The sequence below is a fragment of the Alteromonas sp. W12 genome (assembly GCF_001924945.1).
GTDB lineage: Bacteria > Pseudomonadota > Gammaproteobacteria > Enterobacterales > Alteromonadaceae > Alteromonas > Alteromonas macleodii.
Window position 1 is genome coordinate 463738 of record NZ_LQXH01000007.1, and the last position, 17541, is coordinate 481278.

The window sequence follows — 17541 nt, forward strand, 5'->3', positions numbered from 1 at the left end:
AATAGGATTGTTCAATGAAAAAGCAAGTGCTTGCATCTTTAATTGCAATTTCTCTTTCTCCAGCCGCTTTTGCTCAAGACGATGAAGTTAAGCCTTTTACAATGGAAGGTGAGCTAGGTTTTATCTCAACAACAGGTAACACTGAAACCACGTCAATTACTGCAGGTATAGTAGCGCACCAAGAGCTAGAAAATTGGAGTAACGACTACGCCCTTGAAGGCCTTTATAAAAGAGAAACTACTCAAGACGCCTCTGGCGAAGAAGTAGAGCGTACTTCTGCTCAAAGTTTCTTCGGTTCTGCACAAGGTAACTATAAACTAGAAAATCCAGATAACCGCTTGTTCGGCTTTGCTTCGTACGAAGACAACCGTTTTAGCAACTTTAACTACCAGTCTACTGTTGCTGCGGGTTGGAACCAAAAAGTTCTTGAGAACAAGCGTCACACCCTTGAATATTCAATCGGTCCTGGTTACTCATTCATCGAAACTCAGGATGGTGAAAACCTAGATAGCATGATTGTTCGTGCGTCATCAGCTTATTCTTGGAAAATTTCTGATACCGCCAAATTTACGCAAACAGTAAGTACCGAAGTGGGTTCTGACAACACGAAATCACGTGCTGAGTCAGCCCTTACAGCTACAATCAGCGGTAACCTTTCAATGCGTCTTTCTTTCAAGCTTGACCACAACACCAATGTTGAAGACGACGTTGAAAAACTAGACACAGAAACAGCAGTTAGCTTAGTTTACAACTTCTTCTAAGCCTACCTTATATGCTCAGCGCACTGAAGTAGGGCTGGGCACTTCAACGCATTGAAGTAAAATCACAGGCATAAAAAAACGCTGCACATTGTGCAGCGTTTTTATTTAGCCTTTAAACAACTCTTCTTAGTGAAGAATACGTGTCTTAATTGTGCCATCAATTTGCTGAAGCTCTGCAAGTGCCTCATAACCACGGTCTTCTTTAACATCAACTACTACATAACCAATTTCTGCGTTAGTTTGTAGGTACTGGGCTTCGATGTTGATGCCTTTTTCTGCAAACGCTTGGTTAATCTGAGTAAGAATACCTGGCTGGTTTTTGTGTACGTGAAGTAGGCGTGAACGACCAGTATGTTCTGGCAGTGACACTTCAGGGAAGTTAACGGCTGACAGCGTTGAACCGTTATCGCTGTACTTCGCGAGTTTACCCGCCACTTCAATACCAATATTTTCTTGCGCTTCTTGCGTGCTGCCGCCCACATGCGGGGTCAGAATGACATTATCGAACGCGCGAAGCGGCGACTCGAATTCTTCAGTATTAGATTTAGGCTCAACCGGGAATACATCAATAGCAGCGCCGTTTAATTGGCCGCTTTCCAATGCCTTCGCAAGCGCATCGATATCTACCACAGTACCGCGAGACGCGTTAATCAAAATGCTGCCTTTCTTCATTTGAGACAGCTCTTTTTCACCAATCATATCTTGAGTTTGTGGTGTTTCAGGAACGTGAAGTGAAACAACGTCAGAGGTATTAAGCAGCTTTTCAAGCGATTTTACCTGGGCAGAATTACCTAGCACAAGCTTGTCTTCGATATCGAAAAATTGAACGCGCATACCTAGGTGTTCAGCAAGAATACTCAGCTGTGTGCCTATATGACCATAACCAATGATACCAAGTGTCTTTCCGCGGGCTTCATATGAGCCGACTGCCGTTTTTTCCCACTCACCGCGGTGAGCCTTGGCATTTTTACTCGGCACCTGGCGAAGTAAAAGGATAATTTGGCCAAGTACAAGTTCTGCAACCGAACGAGTGTTAGAAAATGGCGCGTTAAACACGGGAATGCCGCGGCGTTGGGTGGCTTCAAGATCAACTTGGTTGGTGCCAATACAGAAACAACCGATAGCCACAAGCTTTTGTGCTGCTTCAACTACCTTCTCTGTAATTTGAGTACGCGAGCGAATACCAACAAAGTGGGCGTCTTTAATTTTCTCAATTAACTCGTCTTCAGGAAGAGAGGTCTTGAGAAATTCAATATTGCTATACCCATTGCTTTTTAGTGTCTCCAAAGCACTTTGGTGAACACCTTCCAACAACAAAATTCGGATCTTATCCTTCTCTAATGAAACTTTGCTCATGAACTCGCTATCTCTCACTGATGTAATTTTGGTTTGCTTGCACCGCAATCCAAGACTCTCAGAAACCTGCCATTATTAAACACAAGGCTGCGTATAACCTGCGCTGCAACGACATCGCTTTGCAGCTCTGAAAGCCTTGCTTGGGCATTATTGCTACCAAGCTTTTATAATCACGTTGATTGCTTTCGTTATTAAGGAATTGGCCTTAACTAACGTAAAAGTTAAGACGCTTAGTGAACTTCTTTTAAGGACATCTAGACGTCTAAACGGAAACTAACAGAAAACGCGTTAAGTTGAAAGTAGTATTTTGTATAGCTTTTCACCGCACTATACGTCTTACTCAGTTATCACTTAAAGGTTTCAACACCACTATCTGTAGCACTTAGCACTATGTCCGCGCCTCGTAGTGCGAAAATGCCGTTCGTTACCACGCCAGGAATATTATTTATTTTTTGTTCTAGCTCACGAGGATTCAGAATCTCAAGGTTGTGAACATCTAAAATAACGTTGCCGTTATCGGTGACAACACCTTGTCTATATTCAGGATCGCCACCAAGCTTTACTAGCTCTCGTGCTACGAAAGAACGAGCCATGGGAATAACTTCAACGGGAAGGGGGAACGAGCCCAACACAGGAACGCGCTTACTTTCATCAACAATACACACAAACGTGGTCGCCGCACCGGCTACAATTTTCTCGCGAGTGAGTGCTGCGCCTCCGCCTTTAATCATATGCTTGTGTTCGGTCACTTCATCGGCACCGTCGATATAAACCGATAGGTTGCTGACTTCGTTTAACTCGAATACCTCAATGCCTAAGGCTTTTAAACGCTCGGTAGAGGCTTCTGAACTTGATACTGCACCTTCAATTTTGTGTTTAATTTTACCGAGTTCTTCAATAAAGAAATTTACGGTAGAACCTGTACCCACACCGACAATGCTGTCTGCTTCAACATATTCGATGGCTGCTTTGGCTACGGCTTGTTTTTTTGCGTTCTGATCCATGGTCATTCTCCGACTTATTGTGTTCGCAAGTGTAACTTATAAGCGCACGTGAACCCACAAGTTCGTATGTTCAATTTGTTATAATGACTATCACGGTTTAGTGAATTGCAGTGTGCGCGAGGGCGTCACGATGGCATCAAGGGGGACATCCCATGGTGCAACGGGCAGAGCATCTACTTCTTGAATGTCGTGGGCAATACCCACTAACTTAGGCGTTTTACTAACCGAAAATGAATGTGAATCTGGCGCGCGTTGGGTAAAACTCAAAGTTCGGTCGTAGTAGCCGCCCCCCATACCCAGGCGATTGCCGTTTACATCAAACCCTACAAGCGGCATAAGAATAACGTCGCATTGCCTAACAGGAACGACGTTTTCACACGACAATACTGGCTCTTCAATGTTGTACTTATTCTTCACCAATTGAGAGTGCTGGGTATAAGACAAAAATAACAAATGTCCTTTACATACGGGGTGTAATACAGGTAGAGCGAATTTTTTATCATGTGTAGACTGCCAAATAGACTCGATAAAATAGGTTAAATTGACCTCGCCATCGTTAACCAAATATCCGGCTATGGTCGTGCTGTTATCAAGAAAGGGCAGTGTACGTAGTCGTGAAGCAATGCGCTTAGCGGCGTCCGTATGTTGCTGGTTAGTTAACCCTCGGCGTGCCTCGCGAAGCTTTTTTCTAAGCTGAGCGCGGGCCTGCATGTCTTCATTAGAAACGCTTGTTTGTATGGTTTGCGACGGCGCAATCTGCGTTGGTTTCATTGCTAAAGCTGGTGCTGAAGCCGTTTCCGTTGAATTAACCTTGTTAGACGCCAACGATCTAGAAGTACCGCTTCCTGAAGATGAGGGGGACATGGTAGAGGAGTTCTCCTGTCTTACAATTGAGTTAGCTTATACTACCACGGCTGTTAAAAAGGTTTGTTGGGCTAGGTAAAGATGACTCAGGTAAAATCACTTTGGTAAAACTACTTAGATAAAGCTACCTAAATAAAACAAATAGAATCATTGGTCTGGATGCCCTAAATAGTGATTGAGCACACGCACCAATTCACTACTATCTATCGGTTTAGTGAGTACGTCATCAAGACCTTGTTCTCGCAAATATTCAGGCTGGGTAATGACATCGGCCGTCAATGCAACAATAGGTAAGTTTGGCTTAAACCCCTTTATTTTTACTGTTGCTTCATCGCCTTGAATACCTGGTAAATTAAGATCCATAAGAACTAAGTCGACTGGATTAGACTTGGCGTATTCAACGCCTTCCTCGCCAGTGCTTACTACAGAAAGCGACACGCCCAGTTTTTCAAACAAAGTTTGAATAACCACTTGGTTTATATAGTGATCTTCAACTACCAATACATTTACTGAGTTATCTATGTTTACTTGGGCAACAAAGCTACGCGGTTGTGCCTCAACGAACTGGTTTGCGCTTAGGGCGTCGGCAGGTAAGGTCACACTTATTCGGGTACCGTGATTCAACTTACTACTAACTTTAATAGACCCGTCCATGAGCTCGACAAGGCGCTTCGATATATTCAAGCCTAAGCCGGTTCCACTTATCTGACGGGCGTTTTCCATTCGCTCGAAAGGTGTAAAAAGCCGCTTTTGATCGTCATCGCTCATACCAATGCCTTGATCAATGACATTAAATATTACCTTGCCGCTTTTGTATTTTACCTGCGCTTTTACTGACTTGCCGTGATTAGTGAACTTAATCGCATTCGATAGCAAGTTAAGCGCAACTTGACCAAATTTGGTGTCATCGAAAAACAACGAGTCGGGCACAGCGTCATCAATACTAGTGCTAAATACGATACCGCTGTCTTCAGCGCGGATCTTAGTAAGCGAAAATAAGTGGGTGAAAAAGTCTTTGGTATTCACCGCGCGTGGCATCACACGCATTTTCCCCGCTTCTATCTGCTTTATATCTAAAACAGAATTTACTATTTCTAAAAGCCTTTCACCGCTTTGGCTTACATGAGAAAGCGGGGTGGTAAATGACGAGGGTAAATTTAACTTTTGGGCTTCGCCTTCAAGCAACTGACTAAACGTATTAATGGCATTAAGCGGTGTTCTAATTTCGTGGCTTACGTAAGAAAGAAAGTCAGACTTGAATTGACTGGTGCGCTCAAGCTCTCGGTTTTTCCGCTTTAACTCTAAATGTGCTACTACCGATTTACTTAAGGTTTGGAGCGAGGCTTTTTGTGTTTCGGTTAGCTTGCGTGGTTTGCTATCAATGGCGCACAGCGTGCCAATTGCATGGCCAGACGGGGTAATCAGTGGTGCGCCGGCGTAAAACCGAATATCAGGCGCGCCAGTCACCAGCGGGTTATCGTGAAACCGGGGGTCTAACTTAGCGTTAGGTATTTCAAACACATCGCTTTGCAAAATAGCATGTGAGCAAAACGCGATGTCTCGTGATGTTTCTTCTGCGTCTAAACCTACTCTTGATTTAAACCATTGGCGGTTTGGATCAATGAGGCTGATAAGCGCAATAGGGGTTTCACAAATTTGAGAGGCCAGGGCTGTAAGGTCATCAAAGAGTTGTTCAGCTTCAGTATCGAGTACGTCGTAGCTGAGCAGTTCGGCAAGACGTTCATCTTCATTTTGAGGGAGGGGCGCCGCTTTCATAACCGTTGAGTTTAAACCTAGCTGTAAATAAAAAAGGGATTGTGTATTAACAATCCCTTAAACATATCATAGAGCGTAGGTGTCTATGAATAGTTGTTCCAGCTTTTTGTGGTCAACTTTGGTCGCTACCTTTATGGTATTTGCTTCATTCCATAGTGGACTCGGTGTTGTACCTTTAGGCGCAACTACAGTTTGCCCTCTATCTAGTGTCCCTGTTCCAACGCGAACGTGACCTTCAGTTAGTTCAAATAGCTCAGGGTGGCGAAGGTGAGCAATCGGGAATGCATCGTGGAAGAAACACACGCGATCTTCACGGTTTTGCGAGTAGAAATCCATGTAGAACTGGGCGCTTTCTTTCACAAAACCACCAAGGGTATTGTTTTTCTCTTCAAGCTTTTCAACAAAGGCTGGTGAGAACGGCGTGAAGTTTGTTACGTCCAAACCAAACATGGTCAGTTCCCAGTCTGCTGCGAAAACGATTTCTGCAGCATGTGCATCGTTCCAAATGTTCGCTTCAGCTACCGGCGTAACGTTACCTGGTACAAACGCTGCACCACCCATTATGCTAACGCCTTTTACCAACTTAGGAAGTTCTGGCTCAAGACGAAGCGCAAGGGCCAAGTTACCTAGTGGGCCAATAGCAACAATAGTAACTTCGCCAGGGTACTTACGTGCCATATCAACGATAAACTGCGCAGAGCTGCGTGGGTCAAGCTCGGTTTTAGGCGCTTCAGGTTTAATATGACCGAAGCCGTGCTCACCGTGTACGAAGTGTGCGTACGTTGACTCTGGGCCAACCCATGGCATGCCAACACCTTTAGTTACAGGGATATCTTTACCTGCAATTTCACAAAGTGTTAGTGCGTTTTGCGCTGCCATTGTTACTGGAACGTTACCGTAAACGGTCGTTAAGCCAAGTACTTCAATGTCTGGAGACTGAAAGGCGAAAAAGATCGCCATTGCATCATCAATCCCCGGATCCGTATCTAATATGATCTTATGTGCCATCAATTTATCTCAATGCGTCTTGCTAGTTGGCGTGTTTCGCTAAGAAACGATCCACTTCTTTTTGTGTTGGAATACTCTGTGCTGCGCCCTCGCGTGTTACCGCAATGGCTGAAGCTGCACACCCGCGACGCAATGCTTGTTTAGCATCGGTGTGGTTGCTGTATGCAGACAGGAAATAACCGATAAAGGTGTCACCGGCTGCGGTGGTATCTACCGCGTCTACAGAGAATGCTTTTACTTCTACAACATCGTTTTTGCGCAGCATCATTACACCCGCTTTACCCAGTGTAATAATAACTTCGCTGTGTGACCACTGCTCTTTGAACACTGTCACAATATCTTCAAGTTCTTCTTTACCGGTAATCGCAGCAGCTTCGGTTTCATTTACAATAAGTAAATCAACGCAGTCTAACGGAAGCTGTTTAACCGACTCGCTCATAGGCGCTGGGTTAAAAGCTACTTTAAGCTGCTTTTCTTTCGCTTGGCGAAGTACTTCTTCAATGCTGCTTGTTTCATTTTGGGTTAGTACCCAATCTGAAGGACGCGTATCGTCTAACGCTTGCATTACGGTTTTTGCGGTAATGGTTTGGTTAGCACCACCAAATAATACGATGGCGTTTTCACCGCTAGGCGTGACTTGGATAATCGCATGACCTGAAGGAACTTCTGAGCACTTTACGCCACGACAATCAACACCCTTCTTAATAAGAGCTTGTTTAAATGAGGCGTCGTTTTCGTGAATGCTACCGACGTGTCTTACGTCTGCACCTGCTTGCGCTAAAGCAATAGACTGGTTTGCACCCTTACCACCTAATAAGGTTTGATAATGGGTAGAGGCCAACGTCTCACCAGGTTGTACAAAGTGATCTACCTGATAAACGTGGTCAATATTTATAGAGCCAAAATTTATTATTGCCATTTCTTCTTCCGTCGAAAGAGGGCGCTTCCCAGAATGCCGCTGTCCATGTTTCGCCCGTGAACCGAAAAGTTCAGGGCGGAAGTATCACAATTGCCGTAGGCTTCTCGATACGCGTCGAGCTTGCACAATAGCAGCTGTTTCAACTTCCTTGGTTTAAAGCATCGGCCAGGGACATGAATGAACTAGCAAACATCCCAGGAAACATTGTTGTTGTATTAACGCAACAGGGTATAACAAACGCGAGATCCAGTGAAGAGGATCACCTACAGCGCTTTATAACTATTTTGCGTGGTGATTATAAAAGCGGTAAAAAAATATTACTTTTCTTGACCAATTGGTCAGCAATTATACACGCATATAAGAGAAGCTCAATAATAACCAATCAGCTATTCAGGCATTAAAGGCTAATGAACGTTGTCACGCTGTTGCTAAAGGAATTCCGTATCCAACACCAGCGATCTTAGATGAAATCTGACGATGTTGCTAGCCGTCCGGCAACGAATTTAGCGAAATAGCCGCAAATTAAACATCGTTTGAACAGTGAGTAAACAACGTTTAAGTACCGTTGTGTAAAGTGTGTACGACACAGTGTTATTAGACCTTGAAAGTACTTTTGCTGTTTGTTCAAAGCTAGAGCAGTGGTAGGGCAAAAGGAGGCGTTACACATTGATTTTTGCTAGTATTAACTCCATCAAGAGATGACATTGACGTAAGTCGCCGCCAAAATAGACGGTAATTAATCGCTATATAAAAGTGGCGTCTGTATCTCAAACTATTCAAAACAAAAGAGAACAATTCGTGGAAAAACAGCTCGATTACGATAGCGTAAGTAATAAATTGTCTCAGCAAGGCGTAATTGTTGATGCTGCAGAAGTGCATGGCATTTTGTGCGGTATGCTTTGCGGAGGCATGTCGCTTACCGACCAAAAATGGCTAGAAGCGTTAAGTGAAACCATTAATCAGGGTGATGCGTTTAGCGACCCTACCCAGCACCTTTTAAATAGCCTTTTCAATCAAACCTGTCAGCAGCTTCTTGAGCCTGAATTCGCGCTCAATTTGTTACTTCCTGATGATCAAGCGCCTATCAACGATCGTGGGGCTGCACTAATAAACTGGGTGCAAGGTTTCATGCTTGGGTTTGGCCTACACCAGCAAGACCTTATGCAATGTTCTGACGACGTAAAAGAGGCACTTGAAGACTTTTCAGATATTTCACGTATGGAAGAGCCAATGGACGCGGACGAAGAGTCTGAAAAGGCGCTGTTAGAGGTTGAAGAATACGTGAAAATTTCAGCAATTTTATGCTTCAGCGAACTTGGCCAATCACTTCTAGATGATCAACAAGACACGCCATCCGTACACTAGTAATTAACTGAAGATATTAAAAGTGGCCGTAAGTCGCCACTCGTTTTAACGAGATTTTTTTAGGGTTTTCTCTTTTATGATTAGTGCGCAAGAGTTTATCGCCAGGCAGGACCGACTGCTTGCACAGTGCGAGCCGAATAGTGTGTGTATTGTGCCAGCAGCAGGTATGGTAACCCGAAGTCGCGATACCGAATATACGTTCAGGCAAGATAGCGACTTTTGGTATCTGACAGGATTTGAAGAGCCTAATGCTTGGTTGATATTGTCTAACCACCCTCGTTACGGTGAAAGTTATCGTGCAATGGTGGTACAAGAGAAAGACAAAAGTGCAGAAATTTGGCACGGCAAACGCTTAGGAGCCGAAGCTGCACTTGCCCGATTTAGTCTAGATGAAGCGTTTGAGTTGCAAGAACTTGAAGAAGCGCTGTTAGCGTCAATTCAAGGTCAAGACAATGTGTACTTTTCGTTGGGTCACAAGAAAGACAATGACCTGTTATTTTCTGAAGCGCTAAACACCTTGCGCGATGCGCCCAAAGAATCACTGGCACCAAGGGCGATTCACGACTTACAGCCTATTTTACACGAAATGCGTTTATTCAAATCAGCGTGTGAAGTGGCCATGATGAAAGCGGCGGGTGAGATAAGCGCACGTGCGCACAAGCGAGCTATGCAGTTCGCTGCGCCTGGTTGTTACGAGTACCAGCTAGAAGCTGAAATTCACCACGAATTTGCCATGGCGGGAGCCCGTTCACCTGCTTATAGTACTATTGTTGGAAGCGGCGATAATGCGTGTATTTTGCATTACACGCAAAATAACGCGCAGGTAAATGACGGTGACTTGATCTTGATCGATGCAGGTGCTGAATATCAAGGTTATGCTGCGGATATCACGCGAACGTTTCCTGCAAATGGAAAGTTCACACATGCTCAGCGCGAAATTTACACCGTTGTATTAAAAGCGCAAAAAAGCGTGTTAGACATGTTAGCGCCCGGCGTTACCTTGTCACAAGCCATGTTACATAGCGTAGAAATTATTACTCAAGGTTTAGTTGACCTTGGCGTTCTTGAAGGTAGTGTGGCAGAAAACCTTGAAAATGAAACGTGGCGTCAGTTTTACATGCATGGTTTAGGGCACTATTTAGGTCTAGATGTGCACGATGTAGGCAACTACAAAATTGACGGTGAAGACCGTCCGTTAAAGCCTGGCATGGTGATCACTGTTGAGCCCGGCATTTACATTAGCCAAGACAGCAACGTGCCGGAAAAATACAAAGGCATTGGTGTAAGAATTGAAGATGATGTGGTGATTACTGCGACGGGTGTCGATATTCTTACCGCAGATGTGCCAAAAGACATTGATGAGATTGAAGCACTTATGGCTGAAAGCAGAGACTAGTTGTCAAAATTTGCTGGGTTTACCAAGGTTTGAAAAACTGCGATAAGTGTGAAATACGGAACTTTGGTTCAAGTTACCGGTTTAAACTACCAGTTTTAATTACGCTAAAAACTAGCCTTTAATATAAAGAAAAAAATCTCAGAATTAACGCTTTTAATAATTAGAGCCTCTGGACGACAGGAATATAAAAACAGTGGAATCGGCAGCAGCGGTTGATGTAGTAATTATTGGTGGTGGTATTGTCGGTACTGTATTAGCCAAAGCACTCGTAGAGAAAGTATTTCCTGCAAACAGCTCTGGCTTATCTGTCACCCTAATTGATGCGGCTGACCCAGAGCAAACCAGTAAAAGCTTAGTCGACTTTAACCCTTTTACCGACACCCGAGTGATTGCCTTGGCAAGACGTACTGTTGAAGAACTGTCTCACATGGGGCTAAACCTTGATGATGTAGCTAAGCAGCACAACGGTGAGTTACCTCCTCAAATTAAGCATATTGAGGTTAGCGACAAAGGGCACTTGGGGCTATTAAACCTTCAAAGCAGTGACTACCACATTGACGCGTTTGGCCAGGTGGTGAGCTTAAGCGCACTAACGCGATTGGCGGCAGGTGCAGCCTCAAGCTACCAATATATCGCACCTGCCAAGGTAACGAACGTAAAGCAGCAGTGCAATTTTGTAGAGGTGCAGCTAGATAATGGGCAATCGCTTACCACAAAGCTGCTGGTACTGGCCGATGGCGGTCGCTCAGGATTAGCTGACCAGGTTGGCATTTCAAAAACAGTCAATGATTATCACCAAACGGCCATTGTTTTTAACGTGCACACTCAGCTACCCCATGAAAACAAAGCGTACGAGCGTTTCACCCAGAGTGGCCCGTTAGCGTTCCTGCCTTTCGACAGTGAAATCGATGATATCAAGGCTAATGGAAACGGCTTTTCAGTTGTATGGACCGTAGATACCGACGCCGCAAAGTCGTTAATGGCATTAAATCAACGCGCATTTATCAAGGCCCTACAGGAAGCATTTGGCTATCGACAGGGCAAAGTACTGAGAGTCAGTGAGTTGGCAAGTTACCCGTTAGCGCTTACTAAGGCGCAGCAAGTTGCTAGTCATCGCACCGTGGTGGTAGGCAATGCGGCACAGGCGCTACATCCTATTGCAGGGCAAGGCTTCAATCTAGGCTTACGCGACTTAAGTACTTTAGTGTCTGTGCTGCAAGCGTCAGCGGAAAAGCACGGCGAGCAGGATTCATACGAAGAGAAAAACAATACAATCGCATCCGCTAATTTCGATGCAGGTGCTTTTAGTATTACTCAGCATTACGCCAATTCGCGTAAGAATGACAGGGACAACACGATAGCCCTGACCGATACGCTAGTTCGCACCTTTTCAAACCAGTATTTTCCAACGGTAATTGGGCGTAATGTGTCGTTATTGGCATTAAGCATGATGCCCCAAGCGAAAAAAGCGTTTGTTAAACACACGACGGGCTATGGCGAAACACCACTAAGAAAAAGAGATAACAATGCAGCATGTTGATATAGCGATAGTGGGCGGCGGAATTGTAGGGCTAACCCTTGCAGCGGCGCTTAAACACAGTGAATTGAGCATAGCAATAGTCGATAAAGCGGCGTGTTATCAGACTCTGGACGAGAAGCCAACGGCGAGAGTGAGTGCCATAAACCAGGCTAATATTAAAGCGCTGCAACAGTTTGATGTGTGGTCGCATTTGCAGCAAGATCGCGCCAACCCTTACACCGACATGCATGTATGGGACAAAGACAGTTTTGGCGACATTCACTTTTCATGCGATGAAATGGGCAGTGATGCGCTTGGCGTGATTGTAGAGAATCAGGCTTTAGTCAATGCACTGTCTAAATCTGTGGAAGCGCAGCCTAACGTGGAGTTGATTACCGCGGGTATTGATAGAGTATTAGCTGGCCCAAACCAAACCATGCTGATGCTTGATAATGATGACGTGCTAAGCTGCAGGTTATTAGTAGGCGCCGATGGCGCAAATTCGTTTGTGAGAAAGCAAGCTGGCTTGCCTATTACTTTTAAAGACTACGAGCATACGGCGATTGTCGCTAATATCAAAACGGTAGAGCCGCATAATAATGTGGCGAGACAAGCGTTCACACCCACAGGACCGCTCGCGCTACTGCCTATGTCTGAGCCAAATGTATGTTCTATTGTATGGTCGCAAACGCCAGAGCAAGCGAACTTATTAATGGCATTGGATGACGCTGCGTTCTGTAATGCGTTAACTGCGGCTAGTAATAGCGTTCTTGGCACTATTTCGCTTGAAACCAAGCGCGCCGCTTTCCCGTTGACCATGCGTTATGCACGCCAGTGGGCGAAAGACGGTGTGGTGCTGGTAGGCGATGCAGCGCATACCATTCACCCGCTTGCAGGGCAGGGCGCTAACTTGGGAATGCAAGATGCGCTCGCATTGGCTGAAACCCTAAACAGCTTAAAGGCGTCGGGTAAAGACATAGGTTTGTACAAGCACTTACGCAGCTACGAACGAAGCCGTAAAACAGAAGCCACGAAAATGATTGCCGCAATGGACGGCTTTAAATTCTTATTCGACGGCGACGACCCCCTCAAAAAGTTGGTCAGAGGAATTGGTCTTTCAGCCACAGACAAACTCAGCACCATTAAAACCGCCTTCGTCAGCCACGCCATGGGCCTATAAACCCAAAAAAATGGGGTCAGAGTACATTTAAATAGTGGGGTCAGAGTACTTTTTTCGCCACCCTCGAATAGTGGGGTCAGAGTACATTATTGGCTTTCCCTATTACAAAACCGAATAAATGTACTCTGACCCCATTATTGAAGCTTGGAAGTGTACTTTTTCACACATCATAGAAAACAGGCGGCAAAGCTTTCTAATTATCTATCTCGCTCCAAAAGCAAAGAAATGTACTCTGACCCCATTCTTGTGGTTTAGTCGTTTCGGCGTTGAGATAGTATGCGGTACAGGATACTCTTCGGTATCCTTTTTTATTTGTACCAATGGCTTATGTTTACCTATCTTTGCAAACCTTATCGCGCCTTTTCCTTTGTATGCGCCGCTTCCGTACTCACCTCTACCTTATCTATTGTTTCGGCGAATGCCGAAGTACCTGCTTCTAACTTAGCTTCGGTTGAATCGTCGGCGACAACAAAAAGCAAAAAGATGACGCTGAGTAATGCCTCTATCGATTTGGACGTATATCGTCAGCACGTTAAAACACTGGCAAGCGATGAGTTTGAAGGGCGAGGGCCTTTGTCGAAAGGTGAAGAGAAAACAGTCGATTACTTGGTAACCCAATACAAAAAGCTAGGGTTGAAGCCAGCCTTTGGCGATAGCTACACCCAAGCTGTGCCTTTAGCCAAAATAACGCCTAAGAACATTTCATCGTTAAAAATAGGCGGGCTTGATTTTAGCGCAGGCAGCGAGTTTACAGCCCGTACTCAGCGCATTGTTAATGACTACTCACTTGCTAATAGTGATGTAGTTTTTGTGGGTTATGGCATTAATGCCCCAGAGTACAATTGGAATGATTACGCAGGCCTGGATGTAAAAGGAAAAACCGTTGTAATGCTGGTAAACGACCCAGGTTTCGCTTCTAAAGATCCAGAGCTTTTTCAGGGCAACGCAATGACCTATTACGGTCGTTGGACATATAAGTACGAAGAAGCAGCCAGGCAGGGGGCAGAAGCGGTTTTCATTATTCATGAAACCATGCCTGCGGGTTACGGGTGGGGCGTAGTCGAAAACTCAAATTCCAATACCAAATTCAGTTTAGTCGACGACAACAACAATGCTTCACAAGTCGGCGTAATGGGTTGGCTTCATTTAAATGCCGCAAGACAGCTATTTGAAAAAGTGGGTATGGACTATGGCGAGCTTAAAGACAAAGCTTCAAAGCCAGGATTTATGCCCATCGCGCTAAACACAAAAGCATCATTGGGCTTCACCAATACTATTGAGCGTGCCGAGTCGCAAAATGTTGCAGGCATTTTAGAAGGTACAGATAAGCCAGAAGAATGGGTAATGCTTCACGCTCACTGGGACCACCTAGGCAAAGTTGAGAAGAACGGCCAAACCACTATTTACAATGGTGCGGTAGACAACGCGTCTGGCGTAGCAGGTGTGCTTACATTGGCAGATGCGCTTTCAAAACGCGAAGAGGGCTTTGTGCGCACACTAATGTTTAGTGCGTTTACCGCTGAAGAAACAGGGCTACTCGGTGCCGATTATTTTGCAAATAACCCGCCGGTACCAACATCGAACATGGTGGCTTTTTTAAATATCGACGGCATGAATGTAAACGATGATGTTGATTACATTTTGCAGTACGGCGAAGGTTATTTATCTATTGAAGACGATTTAGCAACAGCTGCCGCGCTACAAGGACGAACGGTTAAAATGGATCCGCGACCTCAAAATGGACTGTTCTTCCGCTCAGATCACTTCGCGCTTGCTAAGCAGGGCGTGCCTTCAATTTTGTTCATGAGCTTAGGCGATACCGACCCTAGCTTCATCGCCAAACGCTACCATAAAGCAGATGATGACTACCTTCCAAGCTGGACATTAGGTGGTGTGCAACAAGACCTCTCACTTATCGGCTCTATGCTGAACTATTACGCCCAAGGCGATGTGTGGCCATACTGGAAACGTGACTCTGACTTTAAAGACAAGCGCACACAGGCAATGGAAGTGAAAGAGGCAAAGTAATTCACGCTTAACTATAGGTAGCGATATAACAAGGTAAAGCGACGCTAATGAGTTGGATTTTATTTACGTTGGGCGCGGTTGTTATGCAAACCGTGCGCAATGCGCTGCAGAGCAAATTGAGCGGCGCAGTTAACACCTCTGGGGTGACGCTATCTCGCTTTATCTTGGCACCGCCAATAGCTCTCGTCTATTTACTCATTCTCTACAGTAGTAGCGCCAGTCAAGTACCTGAGTTCTCAGGCTCTTTTATTGCAATGATACTGTGTGCTTCGCTACTTCAAATAGCGGCCACTTCTTTAATGGTGATTTTGTTCAAGCAGAAGAATTTTGCTATTGGCGCAGGTCTAGCGAAGAGTGAGGCCTTGGTGGCCGGCGTTGTAGGCATGCTCTTTTTCGGAAGTTATTTAACGCCCCTTGGGTGGGCGGGCATAGTAATAGGCGCAATAGCAGTATTTGTGTTAAGCAGCGGCAATCGGCTCCATGGCATTAGTGTGAAAACCATGGTCATAGGTCTTGCTTGCGGTACCTGTTTTGCGCTGACATCACTGTTGGTGCGCGAGGCAAGTCATATGCTAAATGTTCAGCATACGGTCGCTGCTGCTTGGGTGTTGTTATGGGTACTGTGTGTACAAACGATAAGTTTAAGTGGTTATATTGCGCTAACTAAACCCTTCGTGTTCAGACAGCTAACCAACGCTAAAAAGCAGGTGCTAGCGATTAGCACGGTAAGCTGTTTGGGCTCAATTTGTTGGTTCACCGCTATGGCATTACAACATGTGGCGCTAGTAAAAACGCTTGGGCAGTTAGAGGTGTTACTTACCTTGGTACTCTCACATTACTGGCTAAAAAATGCAGTCACAAAACGCGAAATTGCTGGCTTACTTCTTATTGGGCTTGCCGCAATCTTTGTTATGTGGGCATAAAGTAATGACAATATTAAACACTGAAGTTTTTAGTACAAAATCAACTGAATGTTATTTTCATAAAACAAAAAAGTGCTAAACAACCTTAATTAAAACGACAGGAAGGGAACATGGATAAGCGACATTTCTTGAAATTAGCGGGCGCTAGCTTTGCGCTTGCTCCTGTGGCTTCTATGGCTGCAATTAATCAAACCAATGCAACAGACATTAACGGTTTAAGCGGGCTAAGTGATATCACCGCAAATGCGAAGCCGATTACCGTAGAAGAACGCAAAGCGCGTATTGAAAAAGCGCAGTCGCTTATGAAAGCCCAAGACATTGCGGCAATTCTGGTCGAGCCTGGCGCTGCGATGGATTATTTTTCAGGGATAAAATGGTGGCGTAGTGAGCGCTTGACCGCGCTGGTTATCCCTCAAAAAGGTGACATGGCGGTGGTAACGCCATTTTTCGAAAAGCCAAGTGTGCTTGAGTCGTTAGCTATAGGCGATGATGTAAGAGTGTGGCAAGAGCATGAAAGCCCGTTTGATGTCGTAGCCAATATTTTAAAATCGCGCGGTATAACAAGCGGCAATATCGGCTTTGAAAGCAGCGTACGCTACTTTGTAGTTACTGGAGTCAGCCGAGCGTTGCCAAACATTAATATCGTTCCCGCCGAGCCAATTACCCTTGGCTGTCGCATGTATAAAACTGCGAGTGAACTGGCACTTATGCATAAGGCCAATGAAGTTACTTTACGTGCTTACGAGTTTGTTTTTAGCAACCTAAAGCTTGGCATGAGTCAGCAGGATGTAAAAAGTTTGATGAACACCGCACAGCAGCGCTTAGGCGGCAGCGGTACATGGTGTTTGGCGCTGTTTAACGATGCAAGTGCTTATCCTCATGGCACAAACGCAGCACAAACTATCAAAGAAGGCTCGGTGATCTTGCTAGACAGCGGTTGCAGCGTGCACGGTTACCAAAGCGACATAAGCCGTACTTTGGTATTTGGCAAAGCGTCTCAGAAAGTTCAGGACGTATGGCATACAGTAAGGGAAGGGCAGAACGTAGCATTTGCCGCAGCTAAAATTGGTGAGCCAGCAGGTAAAGTGGACGACGCAGTGCGTCAATACTATGCTAGCAAGGGGTACAGCAAAGACTATGCATTGCCTGGGCTAAGTCACAGAACAGGTCACGGTATCGGCATGGAAGGACACGAGAGTGTTAACTTCGTGCGTGGTGAAAATACGCCACTTAGAAAAGGCATGTGCTTTTCTAATGAGCCGGGTATCTATATTCCGGGTGAATTTGGTGTGCGCTTAGAAGACTGTTTGTACATGACAGAAACAGGCCCCGCTTACTTTACCGAACCGCCAGAAAGTTTGGCCAAGCCGCTGGGTAAATTGTTGAATTTAAAAAGCTAAATAAGAAGTTAATAAACCTGTCTCTCAAAATTTTTATTAGCT

At 45.1% G+C, this 17541-nt stretch carries 14 protein-coding genes and 1 other RNA gene; 8 read left to right on the forward strand and 7 right to left on the reverse strand.

From position 1 onward, the window contains the following. Positions 1-14 precede the first annotated feature (14 nt). Entirely contained in the window at positions 15-761 is a 747-nt protein-coding gene (locus AWH61_RS09615; RefSeq protein ID WP_039232199.1) for a DUF481 domain-containing protein, read from the forward strand. Positions 762-887: 126 nt separating this feature from the next. Here the strand turns inward: AWH61_RS09615 and serA are convergent, their stop codons facing one another. From serA to ssrS, 7 genes are all read right to left on the reverse strand, one after another. Further along, positions 888-2117 (reverse strand): phosphoglycerate dehydrogenase, encoded by a 1230-nt coding sequence (gene serA, locus AWH61_RS09620; protein ID WP_014980012.1) that lies wholly within the window; start codon positions 2115-2117, stop codon positions 888-890. A gap of 347 nt (positions 2118-2464) precedes the next feature. Beyond that, on the reverse strand, positions 2465-3121 hold the full coding sequence (rpiA, locus tag AWH61_RS09625; protein ID WP_014950385.1) for a ribose-5-phosphate isomerase RpiA: 657 nt from the start codon (positions 3119-3121) through the stop codon (positions 2465-2467). A 90-nt stretch (positions 3122-3211) separates the two neighbouring features. Beyond that, positions 3212-3832 (reverse strand): 5-formyltetrahydrofolate cyclo-ligase, encoded by a 621-nt coding sequence (locus AWH61_RS09630; RefSeq protein ID WP_083605902.1) that lies wholly within the window; start codon positions 3830-3832, stop codon positions 3212-3214. Positions 3833-4132: 300 nt separating this feature from the next. Then, positions 4133-5761, reverse strand: coding sequence for a hybrid sensor histidine kinase/response regulator (locus tag AWH61_RS09640; RefSeq protein ID WP_075176916.1), 1629 nt, complete (start codon positions 5759-5761; stop codon positions 4133-4135). Between the two features lie 66 nt (positions 5762-5827). Continuing rightward, a complete protein-coding gene (locus tag AWH61_RS09645; RefSeq protein WP_014977204.1) occupies positions 5828-6769 on the reverse strand; it encodes a nucleoside hydrolase in 942 nt (313 codons plus the stop codon). A 22-nt stretch (positions 6770-6791) separates the two neighbouring features. Continuing rightward, complete coding sequence (locus tag AWH61_RS09650; protein ID WP_014950380.1) at positions 6792-7688, reverse strand: ribokinase; 897 nt, start codon at positions 7686-7688, stop codon at positions 6792-6794. A 21-nt stretch (positions 7689-7709) separates the two neighbouring features. After that, positions 7710-7892: non-coding RNA, 6S RNA (ssrS, locus tag AWH61_RS09655), on the reverse strand. Between the two features lie 594 nt (positions 7893-8486). On the opposite strand from ssrS, the gene AWH61_RS09660 reads away from it, so the two are divergent. From AWH61_RS09660 to AWH61_RS09690, 7 genes are all read left to right on the forward strand, one after another. Further along, positions 8487-9053: a UPF0149 family protein gene (locus tag AWH61_RS09660; protein WP_039228193.1), complete on the forward strand. Its 567-nt coding sequence runs from the start codon at positions 8487-8489 to the stop codon at positions 9051-9053. 76 nt (positions 9054-9129) lie between these two features. Further along, positions 9130-10449, forward strand: coding sequence for a Xaa-Pro aminopeptidase (gene pepP, locus AWH61_RS09665; RefSeq protein WP_075176917.1), 1320 nt, complete (start codon positions 9130-9132; stop codon positions 10447-10449). Positions 10450-10642: 193 nt separating this feature from the next. Then, a complete protein-coding gene (locus AWH61_RS09670) occupies positions 10643-11989 on the forward strand; it encodes an FAD-dependent monooxygenase (RefSeq protein WP_075176918.1) in 1347 nt (448 codons plus the stop codon). Beyond that, entirely contained in the window at positions 11976-13148 is a 1173-nt protein-coding gene (locus tag AWH61_RS09675) for an FAD-dependent 2-octaprenylphenol hydroxylase (RefSeq protein WP_014950375.1), read from the forward strand. The genes AWH61_RS09670 and AWH61_RS09675 overlap by 14 nt, the downstream gene beginning before the upstream one ends. Before the next feature lie 483 nt (positions 13149-13631). Further along, entirely contained in the window at positions 13632-15176 is a 1545-nt protein-coding gene (locus AWH61_RS09680; protein ID WP_075176919.1) for a M28 family metallopeptidase, read from the forward strand. A 47-nt stretch (positions 15177-15223) separates the two neighbouring features. Beyond that, positions 15224-16099, forward strand: a complete 876-nt coding sequence (locus AWH61_RS09685) for an EamA family transporter (RefSeq protein WP_075176920.1) — start codon at positions 15224-15226, stop codon at positions 16097-16099. 110 nt (positions 16100-16209) lie between these two features. Continuing rightward, positions 16210-17499 carry a M24 family metallopeptidase gene (locus AWH61_RS09690; protein WP_075176921.1) on the forward strand — a complete coding sequence of 430 codons (1290 nt, stop codon included), beginning with the start codon at positions 16210-16212 and terminating at the stop codon, positions 17497-17499. Positions 17500-17541 lie beyond the last annotated feature (42 nt).

Bases quoted from the DNA above. Each gene is read 5' to 3' on its own strand.
- AWH61_RS09615 (WP_039232199.1), top strand. From the start codon at position 15: ATGAAAAAGCAAGTGCTTGCATCTTTAATTGCAATTTCTCTTTCTCCA.
- serA (WP_014980012.1), bottom strand. From the start codon at position 2,117: ATGAGCAAAGTTTCATTAGAGAAGGATAAGATCCGAATTTTGTTGTTG.
- rpiA (WP_014950385.1), bottom strand. From the start codon at position 3,121: ATGGATCAGAACGCAAAAAAACAAGCCGTAGCCAAAGCAGCCATCGAA.
- AWH61_RS09630 (WP_083605902.1), bottom strand. From the start codon at position 3,832: ATGCAGGCCCGCGCTCAGCTTAGAAAAAAGCTTCGCGAGGCACGCCGA.
- AWH61_RS09640 (WP_075176916.1), bottom strand. From the start codon at position 5,761: ATGAAAGCGGCGCCCCTCCCTCAAAATGAAGATGAACGTCTTGCCGAA.
- AWH61_RS09645 (WP_014977204.1), bottom strand. From the start codon at position 6,769: ATGGCACATAAGATCATATTAGATACGGATCCGGGGATTGATGATGCA.
- AWH61_RS09650 (WP_014950380.1), bottom strand. From the start codon at position 7,688: ATGGCAATAATAAATTTTGGCTCTATAAATATTGACCACGTTTATCAG.
- pepP (WP_075176917.1), top strand. From the start codon at position 9,130: ATGATTAGTGCGCAAGAGTTTATCGCCAGGCAGGACCGACTGCTTGCA.
- AWH61_RS09675 (WP_014950375.1), top strand. From the start codon at position 11,976: ATGCAGCATGTTGATATAGCGATAGTGGGCGGCGGAATTGTAGGGCTA.
- AWH61_RS09680 (WP_075176919.1), top strand. From the start codon at position 13,632: ATGACGCTGAGTAATGCCTCTATCGATTTGGACGTATATCGTCAGCAC.
- AWH61_RS09685 (WP_075176920.1), top strand. From the start codon at position 15,224: ATGAGTTGGATTTTATTTACGTTGGGCGCGGTTGTTATGCAAACCGTG.
- AWH61_RS09690 (WP_075176921.1), top strand. From the start codon at position 16,210: ATGGATAAGCGACATTTCTTGAAATTAGCGGGCGCTAGCTTTGCGCTT.